The sequence below is a fragment of the Phocaeicola plebeius genome (assembly GCF_003437535.1).
Taxonomy (GTDB): Bacteria; Bacteroidota; Bacteroidia; order Bacteroidales; family Bacteroidaceae; genus Phocaeicola; species Phocaeicola plebeius_A.
This window is the reverse complement of the sequence record NZ_QSQT01000002.1, coordinates 108,771-121,324: the sequence shown is the minus strand read 5'-3', so window position 1 is coordinate 121,324 and position 12,554 is coordinate 108,771. Positions and strand designations below refer to the sequence as shown.

The following is a 12,554-nucleotide window of genomic DNA, read 5'->3' as shown; positions in this document are numbered from 1 at the left end:
CGCCTTCATTATGGCTAAGATCTGTATAAAAAAGCAACTACTAAGTGCGAAATGGATGATTTCGTACGACTTCACCGCAAGTTATATGAGACAGCCTCTTTCTATATTAACTAACAACACGATCACAACTAAAACATAAAACTAAAAATTTTCTTTTGAGAAGTCTTAAATCGTTCAATTTCCAAAGAGAGCGATTTCTTTAATTGAACAGCCATAAAGCCCAGAAAAGGCAGATTTGTTTCTTCTTCCTGTGATTGACGTAAGGCAGAAATATACTCTTCCCTATCTTCCTTAAATATCTTAGTCGGAAAAAGGTTGTAGCAGAACTGAATATAATTCATCAGTAGGCGGGCGGTTCTTCCGTTGCCATCGACCCACGGATGAATGGTCACTAAGTTAAGATGGGCATTGAAACTTAGTTCGTATTGTTCCCGAAATGTTCCCACTGCCTTCTGTTTTTCCTGTAATAAAGCGCAAAGTTCCTCTACTTTGGCAGGGACTTTCTGATAACTCATATAAGAACGTCCATCAATACCAGCCGTCACGCCACACAAGCGAAATTCACCTTTGGAAGAATCAAAAGAGCCACCCATAACGTTATAAATACTGCCTGTCGTACGCATCAATGTCGAATTCAACTTTTGCAAGAATGCTGAATTAATTGGTTTCTTACTTTTGGCTTCCTCTTTGGCAAGCTCATATGCCTTCTTTAAGTCCTCATTCATCAAATGATACACCAAAGGTTTCCCTTTAGCTGTCAATCCCTCATCGAAAAGCATTTGTGCCTCCGCTTCGGTGAGTGTAGAACCCTCAATTGCTGTAGAATGGGTAATAAGAGAATAGAGGTAGTACTTTTCATAGTCCACCACTTCACTAATACCAAGTTGCTGAAACTTTTGGTATAACCGTTCAATCTCTTGCCAAACACCTTGTTCCATTGACTTTTATTTAATTGGATTTATCTCTTTTCAAAGGTAGTGTTTTTGTATTGCGTAGCCAAAGAAAATAATGACTTACTACTATATTTTTGCGCCTGTGGGGAAAATGTGGGGAAAAATCAGGCAAAAAAAGGATAAGCGATTGACAATTAATCACTTAGCCTTTCATTCAGTACCCAGACCCGGGGTCGAACCGGGATGGATGTTACTCCACTGGTGTTTGAGACCAGCGCGTCTACCGATTCCGCCATCTGGGCATCATTTCTGATTGCGAGTGCAAAAGTACACATATTTTTCAATAGTGCAAGGAATACGGACAAAAAAGTTGAAAAAAAGTTTTCTAACACTATTTAGAATCCTTTTCGGGGGTTTCTTACAAAATAAACCCTATCTTAGCATCAAACTTTAATGCCAGCATTAACCATGGACAGTAAAAATTTTTATTGCATCATCATGGCCGGAGGAACCGGGCGTCGGTTCTGGCCATACAGCCGGAAAGCCTTACCCAAACAATTTCTAGACTTTTTTGGAACTGGCCAGACACTCTTGCAGCAAACTTACGAAAGATATAGGCAGATTCTTCCTGCTGAGAATATTTTCATTACGACTAACCAGCATTATAAGGAACTGGTACTAAACTCGCTTCCCGGTTTCAGCGAATCTAACCTGATTGTGGAAGAAGAACACCGGAATACGGCACCTGCCATTGCATACGCATCGTATGTCATTCAAAAAATCAATCCGGATGCCAGCATCGTGGTAGCTCCTTCTGATCACCTGATCCTAAAAATGGACGAGTTCAAACAGGATATTCTGAAATCGCTGGAATTTGCATCCCACTCGGACAAGCTCCTGACATTGGGTATTAAACCCAGCTATCCGGAAACGGGTTATGGCTATATTCAGGTTTCCGAAGAAAAAGAAGAAGATTTCTACAAAGTCAAGACATTCATCGAGAAGCCGTTACGGGAATTTGCCGAGGTATTTGTACAAAGCAATGAGTTCTACTGGAATTCCGGCATCTTTGTATGGCACGTCAAAACGATAATGAAGGCATTCCATGAAATGATGGCGGAAGTATGTCCGCAAGTGGAATGTGACATGCCGAAATTCAGTACCTGCCCCAACAGCTCCATTGATTATAGCATCATGGAAAAGGCAGACAATGTATATGTACTGCTTTGTGACTTCGGGTGGGCAGACATAGGTACATGGAACGCATTGTATGATGCTTCTCCCAAAGACGAAAATCAGAATGTGACGACGCACAGTAATGCGTTGCTATATAACTGTAAGGACAATATCATCATGACTCCCAAAGATAAATTAGTGGTTGTACAAGACTTGGAAGGGTATCTGGTGGCAGAACAGGGGAATGCCCTGCTCATCTGCAAAAAGGATGATCAGAATGCCATCCGGAAATTTGTCAACGATGCAGAAATGAAATTTGGTGAGTTGTATTCATGAGTTACGGTAAACCTTCTCACACATAAAAAGAATGGCTTGTCTTTCCACAAACAGAGAGACAGGCCATTCTTTTTATAGCGACCAGACTTAATACTCAAAGGTAATTCCCAACGTAGGGAGTAACGTGCCACTCTCCTGCCGGATGGATTTCATGACATATCGCTGCTCACTCAGCGGTGCGGAAGGATTTTCAATCTGTCCCGTACTCATCAGGGCATCGGGCTGACGCAGCTTACTGGCCGTAATGTTCTGGATGTCGAGATAAAAGCCTAACATACATTTTTTCAGATAGAAGGTTTTATCTACCCGCACATCCAGTTGTCCGAAGACCGGCAAACGCTCCTGATTATAGCGGCTATAATCATAGTAAGCACGTCTCTGCACATTCCAAGCTTCCACCAGCGAAGATTTTTCCACATCGTAAGGCGTATAAGGAGAACCACCTATGCAACTGACTTTAGCTCCTAAACTCCAATGTTTGGGGAAGTTATAGGTTCCACTCATATTCAGAATAAAACGATTATCCCAGGCGGAAGGTACATAGCTTCCTTGCTCGCCATCCTTGAATTCACTCTTGAAAATGGTCAGCGAGGAAGAGAGATTCAGCTTTTGTGCCAGCAGCCACTTGAACATCAGTTCCACCCCGTACGAGCGACCTTTTGCTTCGGAAGAGAGTGCTTCATTTCCGATGGTTCCATAATCATTTCCTTTGCAGGAGAGTGGTATCTGGTCGGACAAGGAGAAAAGCATGTGCCCGTATAATTTATAGAAGCCTTCCACTGACAGCTCCATATTTTCGTTGGGTGTCCATGACAATCCCAGACTTTCCTGTGACACGGAGATGTAATCCAAGTGACGGTTGACATACTCTCCTTCTTCCCCTTTGAAGCCTAAGGCGGTATAAGAAGGAAGCTGATAATACAGTCCCACATGACCACTCAAAGTAAGCCCCTCAATCAACCGGTAGGATACTGACAAACGGGGGGAAAGCTGACGCCACAATTCCTTCATTTTATCGCTATAGTTATTTCCGTCGGTACGTACGCCCATGGAAGCCGTGAAACTTTTATCAGGAGCGGCATAATCGACTGAGGCAAACATTCCCCAACGCCAGAGAGACAAATCGGTATGGTAATCATATTCCCGCAGGGCATTGGTAAAGACCTTACGGTATTCATTGCTTTTGTAACGGGAGTAATTCAGGTCGAACCCGGCTTTTACTTTCCACACGCTCCATGAAGAGGTGTTTTCCATACGCAATTTGGTTTCCTGCTCGATAGAGCCCAGCCGCAGCGTCAGATTTTCTTCGCTACTTTCGTCATTGTCACGATATTTTACATTACGGTTGTTCAGATAGCTTTGACTTAATACGATTGACTGCACATGCCGCTGGGAATAATGACGGTACACACCTCCTACGGTATAGGTTTCCTGATTGATTTCGGGAAGGTAACTGAGCATATATTCAGCATCTTCTCCTTCAATTCCCAAATTGAGTTTCATGCGGTCAATTCCTCCAAGACCAAGCAAAGTCAGTTCGTTGTGGCTGTCAAAACGGGTTTTAATTTTAAAGGAAGCATCGGTATAGGCCGGAAGGAAAGGCAGACCCAAGATTTTAAACAATGCCTGCAAATAAGACCGGCGTACCGACACCAAATAAGAAGTCTTGTTGCCAATATGTCCGTTGGAACTGAGTGAGACCTCTGAGGCACCTAAAGTTGCTTTCAGGGAATTGCGCTCCATGTCTCCATCACGCAGACTAAAGTCGAGCACACTACTCAACGCATTACCTTTGTCGGCTGGGAATGCCCCACTATAAAACTTCACACTACGAATCAAATCGGCATCAATCAGTCCGACAGGACCTCCGGAAGCTCCTTGTGTACTGAAGTGATTGATATTCGGAATCTCTACCCCATCCAGGTAGAAACGGTTTTCGGAAGGACCACCTCCCCGCACAATCAGGTCATTGCGATAGCCTATAGGAGAAAAGGCTACCCCCGGATAGTTTTGTACAACTTTTGAAATATCCCGGTTGGCACCCGGAGCTTTTTCAATCTCCTGCAAGCCAATCACCCGAAGGCTGACAGGGCTCTCTGGTACCTTCTGAAAAGGAGAAGCTGTCACAATCACCTCATTCAACGACGCATTTTCTTCCTCCAGTTCAATCTGTACATAAGGTGTCACGTGGTTCACCCGATATTCCGGAGTCAATTCTGTTTTATACCCAAGGAAAGAAGCTTGCAGACGGTAAATACCCGGTGGCACCTGAGTGATGAGAAAATTTCCGTTGGCATCGGTAGAAGCCCCGATACCCAGTCCCACTACGAGCACATTCACAAACTCCAACGGCTGACGGGTAGACTTGTCAATCACTACTCCTTTTATCTGATATTCAGCTGCAAAAACATTCCAGCACAGACAGCAAAGAAGAATGAAGAAAGAAATTCGTCTAATACGCATAGGCTACAATTCTAAAAGAAAACAGGCATGGTTTTCATGGAATCTGCCCAACTGAAAACCACGCCTGAAAATACGAAGAATCCTTTATATCAAAGGTATTTTTGAGAAGAAAATTATTTGCTTTCAGCTTTCCAAGCAGAATTTATTGCATTGGCGACTTCAGTAAATTCTTCCTGAGAAAGTTTAAGTTTCGGATTAGAGAACAACATGTCTGATTCTTTCTGGATAGGAATCAGGTGAATGTGTGCATGAGGAACTTCCAGACCAATCACAGCTTCACCTACTTTCTTGCAAGGGAAAGCTTTCTGGATAGCCAGCGCCACATGCTTGGCAAACACATGCATCTGAGCCAGCTCCTCATCGCTTAAATCGTAGATATAGTCTACTTCCCGCTTGGGAACTACCAGCGTATGTCCTTTCACCAAAGGATTGATGTCAAGAAACGCATAAAAATTGGCATCTTCGGCTACCTTGTAGCTCGGAATTTCGCCCGCAATGATTTTACTGAATATTGTTGCCATATTGTTTAGATATTAAATAAGGCAAGCCCGCCAAAGCGGACCTGCCTTATACATTAAAATGATATACCCATAATTTCCAAAGAGATCTTTCCCTGTGGAATAGTGATTTCTGCTACATCGCCTACCTTCTTTCCTAACAGGCCCTGCGCAATCGGTGTATTCACTGAAATCTTACCCTGCTTCAAGTTAGCTTCACTTTCTGATACGATAGTGTAAGCCATCTTCATACCTGTTTTCACATTTTTCAGTTCCACACGGCTCAGAATCTGAACAGTGTCGGTCTTCAGTTTAGATGTATCAATAATCTTGGCATCACCGATGGTTGCCTTCAACTGGTTGATTTTCATTTCCAGCAAGCCTTGTGCCTCTTTTGCGGCATCGTATTCTGCATTCTCTGACAAATCGCCTTTATCACGTGCTTCTGCAATAGCAGCCACAATCTTCGGACGTTCCACCGATTCCAAATGTTTCAATTCAGCTACCAGTTTCTGATAGCCTTCTTCTGACATGTAAGCCATAATTTTTCTCCTTAAATATTCGTTATTAAATTATTTATTTTCAACAAAAGTAAAGGGCTGTTCAAAATAAGAACCGTTTATCACAAAAGTAAAGTCATTCTGAACGAAGAGTGAACCCTCCACAGGATGGGAAACAAACGGGTTCTTCACTTTGTTCAGAATGACAATCTGACAAATCAATTTTTATTTTGATACAGCCTCTCTTTCTCAGAGTCTTATATCTTGCGACAAAGATAAATCTTTTTACAATACCAGTCAAGTTTATCCGTACATGCTTTTCAACATGTTACAACAAATTCTTGATGGCTTCTTCCATATTTGTCTTTTCCTCCACACGCAAGCTCAACTCATTATTACGGTTAACCAGGAATGCAGTAGGCAACTGGGTTACACCGTACAAGCTAAGATAGGTAGAATAAGGTCCTTGCGGGTCGCGGACACATATCCAAGGAAGATTATCTGCAGCTGTCTTCCAGAAATGTTCGTCTGCATCCAAAGAAATCTGATAAATCACCAGTCCCTGAGAAGCATATTTGTTATACAATTCACGCAAAGCTAAGTTACGCACACCCGAAGCGGCAGAAGAATAGGCTGTAAAATCAATCAAGACAACTTTACCTTTCAAGTCTGTCAGGCGATGTGTCTTACCGTTCAAGTCCTTCAGCTCAATATCAATGATAGAAGCTTCCTGAATCTTGTCAGCCGGAAGTGTCACATCTTTTACCTGGGGCGTACGGGTATTCTTCATACCTTTTATTACCATATTATAAAGGTTGCGTGAACGGTCGGCATGAGGATACAAGTTGTTCAAACTGGTAGCTACTGCCGCAAAGCATTTCACATCTTCCTTACTGGTCAACGGATCAAAAATCATATAGCCGTTCAACTGCTGGAACAAAGCAAAATAAGCGTATGCCTTGTTAGGAGCTGCAAAAATATAATTGCGTTTTACCTGATCTTTATATGCATTCACCAATGAAAACAGACTGTCTTGAGCTACTCCGGCAGGAAGTCCGGACTGTCCTAATTTATTCACCTGCTCCTGCAAATTTGCCTGAAGCAGTACCAGTTCCTTTATCTTCTGGTTATTTTCTGAACCCTCCACCTGATAAGCGGTAGCAAAACCGGAATTATCGGCTTTCACCGTCACTGTTTCAGTAGAGTCAACAGAGAAATTAATCACCTGATTATCCAGTCGAAGCCGATAAAAATCAGGAGAATCCGGACGAGCACCCGAAAAGTGAAACGTTCCACTCTCGTCCAATTTGACAGAATCGACTTTTACTATACCTTCCAGGCTGGTATGCTCCAGATACAGCATCTTGTCGGCTGCACCCGATACCGTTCCCTCTACCTTGAAAGCAGGCTCATTGTGACATGCCATCAGTCCGGCCGACAGCAATGCCGTTAACAGATAAGTATTTCTTCTCATACCTGATTTTCTTTAATCTCACATTCTTATGTAAATTCAAGGTGCAAAGATACGGCTTTTCATGACGTCACAAAGTTTTTAAAAGATAAATCCATCATCCAACCGACGAAAACCGTTGTTTTTACGACAAATTATTATATAAAAAGCACTTCATACTGAAACTTTTACATAAATACCCGCTTTTATCCATAATAAAACATTATCTTTGTACGCTTTTTTAGATGAAATAATATTAAATCAATTTTTATGATCAATCCTATTGTTAAGACGATCGAGCTGAATGATGGAAGAACCATCACACTCGAAACGGGAAAGCTGGCAAAACAGGCAGATGGTGCTGTTATGCTACGCATGGGTAACACCATGTTGCTGGCTACTGTTTGTGCAGCAAAAGATGCAGTTCCCGGTACAGATTTTATGCCTCTCCAGGTAGAGTACAGAGAAAAATACTCCGCATTCGGACGTTTCCCCGGTGGCTTTACCAAACGTGAAGGAAAGGCTTCAGATTACGAAATCCTCACTTGCCGTCTGGTAGACCGCGCATTGCGCCCTCTGTTCCCGGACAATTATCATGCTGAAGTTTACGTAAATATCATACTTTATTCTGCTGATGGCGTAGATATGCCGGATGCACTGGCTGGTCTGGCTGCTTCTGCCGCACTGGCTGTTTCTGACATTCCGTTCGGAGGTCCGATTTCTGAAGTACGTGTAGCACGTATCGACGGTCAGTTTGTCATCAACCCGACATTCGAAGCATTGGAACGTGCTGACATGGACATCATGGTTGCCGCTACTTATGAAAACATCATGATGGTGGAAGGCGAAATGAAGGAAGTTTCAGAACAAGACTTGCTGGAGGCCATGAAGTTTGCTCACGAAGCAATCAAGGTTCACTGCAAGGCTCAGATGGAACTGATGGAAGAAGTCGGCAAGACTGTAAAACGTGAATACTGTCACGAAGAAAATGACGAAGACCTGCGCAAGGCTGTACACGATGCTTGCTACGAAAAAGCATACGCCATTGCAAAATCAGGCAACAAGAACAAACACGAAAGAGGAGATGCTTTCGATGCTGTTTGCGAAGAATTCAAGGCTCAGTTCTCTGAAGAAGAACTGGAAGAAAAGGGTCCGATGATTGACCGCTACTATCACGACGTAGAAAAAGAAGCAATGCGTCGTTGTATCCTTGATGAAGGCAAACGTCTGGACGGTCGTGCTACTACAGAAATCCGTCCTATCTGGTGCGAAACCAGTCCGCTGCCAGGTCCTCACGGTTCTTCTATCTTTACTCGTGGTGAAACTCAGTCTCTGAGTACTGTTACACTGGGTACAAAGATGGACGAAAAGATTGTAGACGATGTACTCGACCAGCACAAAGAACGCTTCCTGCTTCACTACAACTTCCCTCCTTTCTCTACAGGAGAAGCAAAAGCACAGCGTGGCGTAGGCCGTCGTGAAATTGGTCACGGTCACCTGGCATGGCGTGCATTGAAAGGACAAATTCCTGCAGATTATCCTTACTGCGTACGCGTAGTTTCTGATATTCTTGAATCTAACGGTTCTTCTTCTATGGCTACAGTTTGTGCCGGAACATTGGCTTTGATGGATGCAGGTGTACCTATCAAGAAGCCGGTTTCAGGTATTGCGATGGGATTGATCAAGAATGCCGGCGAAGATAAATACGCTGTATTGTCAGATATTTTGGGAGACGAAGACCACCTGGGTGACATGGACTTCAAGGTTACAGGTACATGCGACGGTATCACAGCCACTCAGATGGATATCAAGTGTGACGGTCTGACTTACGATATTCTGGAAAAAGCATTGATGCAGGCTAAACAAGGACGTGAATACATCCTCGGCAAACTGACTGAATGCATTGCAGAACCTCGTGCAGAACTCAAGCCTCATGCTCCACGCATTGAAACTCTGACTATTCCGAAAGAATTCATCGGAGCTGTAATCGGCCCGGGCGGAAAGATTATCCAGGGTATGCAGGAAGAAACCGGTGCTACTATCACTATTGAAGAAGTAGACGGTGCAGGCCGCATCGAAATTGCAGGAACAAACAAGAAATGCATCGACGATGCAATGCGTATGATCAAGGCTATCGTAGCTGTTCCTGAAGTAGGTGAAGTATACACTGGTAAGGTTCGTTCTATCATGCCTTACGGTGCATTCGTAGAATTCCTGCCGGGAAAAGACGGATTGTTGCACATCTCTGAAATCGACTGGAAACGCTTTGAAACAATCGAAGAAACCGGATTGAAAGAAGGTGATGAAATTGAAGTGAAGTTGCTGGACATCGACCCGAAAACTGGTAAGTTCAAGTTGTCACACAAGGTATTGCTTCCGAAACCGGAAGGAATGACTGAAAATCATCCGAAGCGCGAACGTCGTCCGCAGAACAACCACAAGGATAAAGAATAATCTACTTATATATCCTTTAACCCCAAAGGCTGCCCTCACCGGCAGCCTTTTTTATTTGATACCACCACACACAAAAAGACATTTTTAACATCCCTCCTGAACCATTCTGTTTTTATTTTCGTACTTTTGGGTAAATGAACTTTAAATAGCTATATTATGAACGCAAATCCTGTATTCAGTTTGCACATCCCGACCAAAATTTTGTTCGGATGCGGAGAGTTAAGAAAGTTGGCGACAGAAAAGTTACCCGGCAAGAAAGCCCTGATTGTCATCTCGTCAGGAACCTCCATGAAGAAATACGGCTACCTAGACAAAGTCGTTGAACTGTTGCAAGAAAACAATACAGAATCTATTGTCTATGACAAGATTCTGCCCAACCCGATTAAATCTCACGTAATGGAAGCTGCATCTGTCTGTCGTGAACAGAAATGCGATTTCATCGTTGGACTTGGCGGAGGAAGCAGCATTGACTCTGCGAAAGCCATTGCCGTCATGGCCTGCAACGACGGAGATTACTGGGATTACATCCCGGCAGGCAGCGGAAAAGGACGTCCTGTAACCAAGGCACTGCCCGTAATTGCCATTCCTACCACTGCAGGAACAGGTACGGAAGCTGACCCGTGGAGCGTGATTACCAATGAAGAAGCAAAAGAAAAAATCGGCTTCGGAAGCACACTGACTTTCCCTGTACTTTCTATTATCGATCCGGAATTGATGGTTTCCATCCCTCCGCATCTTACAGCTTATCAGGGATTTGATGCCTTCTTCCATGCAGCCGAAGGTTTCTTAGCAAACTGCGCCACTCCTATCAGCGACTTGTATGCCCTTGAAGCCATTCGTTTATTGTACAAATACCTTCCGGTAGCTGTAAAAGACGGACGTAACCTCAAGGCACGCGCCAAAGTAGCATGGGCCAGCACATTGGCCGGACTAGTAGAAGCCACTTCCTGCTGCATTTCCGAGCACTCAATGGAACATGCCATGAGTGCCTTCCATCCAGAACTGCCGCACGGATCCGGACTGATTGCCATCAGCGAAGCATATTTCGAAACATTCCGTAACGACTGCATGAAACGTTACATGAAAATGGCCGAAATCATGACTCAGCAGAAGAGTAACCGTCCCAGCGATTTTATTGATGCACTGGTACGCATGCAGAAAGAATGCAACGTATACCAATTGAAGCTGAGCGACTGGGGAGTGAAAGAAGAAGAACTCCCTCTCATGGTACAAAATGCACGCGACACCATGGGTTCATTGTTTACCCTCGACCCGCGTCCGTTGACCGACGAAGAAGTGTTACAGATTTATCAGAAATCTTTCCGATAAATACCGGAGTCAGATACAAAAAAAGGAGGAATGTTTGTTCCTCCTTTTTTTGTATCTCAGTTTTAAAACTTTTAAACCTGTGCCATAGCCTGTTCCAGGTCGGCAATAATATCGTTGACATTTTCAATACCGACAGACAAGCGAATCAAATCAGGGGCCACACCCGCTTCAATCAGCTGTTCATCTGTCAACTGACGATGTGTATGGCTGGCCGGATGCAACACACAAGTACGTGCATCTGCCACGTGAGTCACAATACAAGCCAGCTTCAGACTATCCATAAATTTGATAGCCTCTTCACGAGTTCCTTCCAAGCCGAAAGCAATCACGCCACAAGAACCGTTAGGCATATATTTCTGAGCCAGTTCATAATACTTGTTGCTCTTCAATCCGCAATAGTTTACCCATTTCACTTTCGGATTTGCTTCCAGCCATTCCGCTATTTTCTGCGCATTTTCACAGTGACGCGGTACACGCAAATGCAATGTTTCCAGTCCCAGGTTCAACAGGAACGCATTCTCCGGTGACTGTATAGAACCCAAATCGCGCATCAGCTGAGCAGTAGCCTTCGTCATATAAGCCATCTTTCCAAAAGCTTTTGTGTAAGTAAGTCCATGATAAGACTCATCGGGCTGCGTCAATCCCGGGAATTTGTCGGCATGTGCATCCCAGTCAAAATTACCGCTATCTACAATGGCACCTCCCACACAAGTAGCATGTCCATCCATGTATTTCGTAGTAGAATGTGTCACGATATCTGCTCCCCATTCAAAAGGACGGCAGTTAATCGGAGTAGCAAAAGTATTATCCACAATCAAAGGCACTCCGTGTTTATGGGCAATACGGGCAAATTTCTCAATATCGATCACATTGATACCCGGATTAGAGATTGTTTCTCCGAACAAACATTTGGTATTCGGACGGAAAGCCTTTTCTATTTCTTCTTCCGGAGCATCTGCATCAATAAAGGTACACTCAATACCCAGTTTCTTCATCGTTACAGCGAACAGATTGAATGTACCTCCATAAATGGTAGACGAGCAGACAAAATGGTCGCCTGCCTCGCAAATATTAAATACGGCATAGAAGTTAGCTGCCTGACCCGATGAAGTCAGCATAGCTCCTACCCCTCCTTCCAATGCCGCAATCTTGGCAGCTACGGCATCATTCGTCGGGTTCTGCAAGCGAGTATAAAAATAGCCGCTGTCTTCCAAATCAAAAAGACGAGCCATCTGTTCACTGGTATCATACTTAAACGTTGTACTTTGATAAATAGGCAATACACGAGGTTCTCCTTTTTTCGGAGTCCATCCAGCCTGTACACAAAGTGTCTCTTTGTTGAATTTCTGTTCCATCTTATATAATATTATTTATCTACAAATCATTCTGACGGACAAAAGTAAGAAATATTCCACCATTGATAGCAGATTTATGAAAAAAAGATGTACATTTGGCG

At 43.6% G+C, this 12,554-nt stretch carries 9 protein-coding genes and 1 tRNA gene; 3 read left to right on the top strand and 7 right to left on the bottom strand.

Features of this window, described 5'->3' with window-relative positions:
• Positions 1-128: 128 nt before the first annotated feature.
• Both DXD04_RS01820 and DXD04_RS01815 read right to left on the bottom strand, forming a co-directional pair.
• Positions 129-938, bottom strand: a complete 810-nt coding sequence (locus DXD04_RS01820; protein WP_117670348.1) for a Fic family protein — start codon at positions 936-938, stop codon at positions 129-131.
• Positions 939-1,111: 173 nt separating this feature from the next.
• Positions 1,112-1,195, bottom strand: a tRNA-Leu gene (locus tag DXD04_RS01815).
• 166 nt (positions 1,196-1,361) lie between these two features.
• Between DXD04_RS01815 and DXD04_RS01810 the strand changes: the two genes are divergently transcribed.
• The gene (locus DXD04_RS01810) at positions 1,362-2,405 is read left to right on the top strand and encodes a mannose-1-phosphate guanylyltransferase (protein ID WP_117670346.1); all 1,044 of its coding nucleotides are present in this window, start codon (positions 1,362-1,364) and stop codon (positions 2,403-2,405) included.
• 87 nt (positions 2,406-2,492) lie between these two features.
• On the opposite strand, the gene DXD04_RS01805 is transcribed toward DXD04_RS01810, so the two are convergent.
• From DXD04_RS01805 to DXD04_RS01790, 4 genes are all read right to left on the bottom strand, one after another.
• A complete protein-coding gene (locus DXD04_RS01805; protein WP_409034792.1) occupies positions 2,493-4,862 on the bottom strand; it encodes a TonB-dependent receptor in 2,370 nt (789 codons plus the stop codon).
• Positions 4,863-4,981: 119 nt separating this feature from the next.
• Positions 4,982-5,389 (bottom strand): HIT family protein, encoded by a 408-nt coding sequence (locus tag DXD04_RS01800; protein ID WP_117670342.1) that lies wholly within the window; start codon positions 5,387-5,389, stop codon positions 4,982-4,984.
• A gap of 53 nt (positions 5,390-5,442) precedes the next feature.
• Positions 5,443-5,907: a transcription elongation factor GreA gene (greA, locus tag DXD04_RS01795; protein WP_007559849.1), complete on the bottom strand. Its 465-nt coding sequence runs from the start codon at positions 5,905-5,907 to the stop codon at positions 5,443-5,445.
• A 286-nt stretch (positions 5,908-6,193) separates the two neighbouring features.
• Positions 6,194-7,339, bottom strand: coding sequence for a TlpA disulfide reductase family protein (locus DXD04_RS01790; RefSeq protein ID WP_117670340.1), 1,146 nt, complete (start codon positions 7,337-7,339; stop codon positions 6,194-6,196).
• A 246-nt stretch (positions 7,340-7,585) separates the two neighbouring features.
• On the opposite strand from DXD04_RS01790, the gene pnp reads away from it, so the two are divergent.
• A complete protein-coding gene (gene pnp, locus DXD04_RS01785; RefSeq protein WP_117670338.1) occupies positions 7,586-9,769 on the top strand; it encodes a polyribonucleotide nucleotidyltransferase in 2,184 nt (727 codons plus the stop codon).
• A gap of 156 nt (positions 9,770-9,925) precedes the next feature.
• Positions 9,926-11,098, top strand: a complete 1,173-nt coding sequence (locus DXD04_RS01780) for an iron-containing alcohol dehydrogenase (RefSeq protein WP_117670336.1) — start codon at positions 9,926-9,928, stop codon at positions 11,096-11,098.
• A 71-nt stretch (positions 11,099-11,169) separates the two neighbouring features.
• Here DXD04_RS01780 and DXD04_RS01775 read toward each other — a convergent pair whose 3' ends face one another.
• A complete protein-coding gene (locus DXD04_RS01775; protein WP_117670334.1) occupies positions 11,170-12,453 on the bottom strand; it encodes an O-acetylhomoserine aminocarboxypropyltransferase/cysteine synthase family protein in 1,284 nt (427 codons plus the stop codon).
• Positions 12,454-12,554: the final 101 nt, after the last annotated feature.

Bases quoted from the DNA above. Each gene is read 5' to 3' on its own strand.
- DXD04_RS01800 (WP_117670342.1), bottom strand. From the start codon at position 5,389: ATGGCAACAATATTCAGTAAAATCATTGCGGGCGAAATTCCGAGCTAC.
- pnp (WP_117670338.1), top strand. From the start codon at position 7,586: ATGATCAATCCTATTGTTAAGACGATCGAGCTGAATGATGGAAGAACC.
- DXD04_RS01780 (WP_117670336.1), top strand. From the start codon at position 9,926: ATGAACGCAAATCCTGTATTCAGTTTGCACATCCCGACCAAAATTTTG.
- DXD04_RS01775 (WP_117670334.1), bottom strand. From the start codon at position 12,453: ATGGAACAGAAATTCAACAAAGAGACACTTTGTGTACAGGCTGGATGG.
- DXD04_RS01790 (WP_117670340.1), bottom strand. From the start codon at position 7,339: ATGAGAAGAAATACTTATCTGTTAACGGCATTGCTGTCGGCCGGACTG.
- greA (WP_007559849.1), bottom strand. From the start codon at position 5,907: ATGGCTTACATGTCAGAAGAAGGCTATCAGAAACTGGTAGCTGAATTG.
- DXD04_RS01810 (WP_117670346.1), top strand. From the start codon at position 1,362: ATGGACAGTAAAAATTTTTATTGCATCATCATGGCCGGAGGAACCGGG.
- DXD04_RS01820 (WP_117670348.1), bottom strand. From the start codon at position 938: ATGGAACAAGGTGTTTGGCAAGAGATTGAACGGTTATACCAAAAGTTT.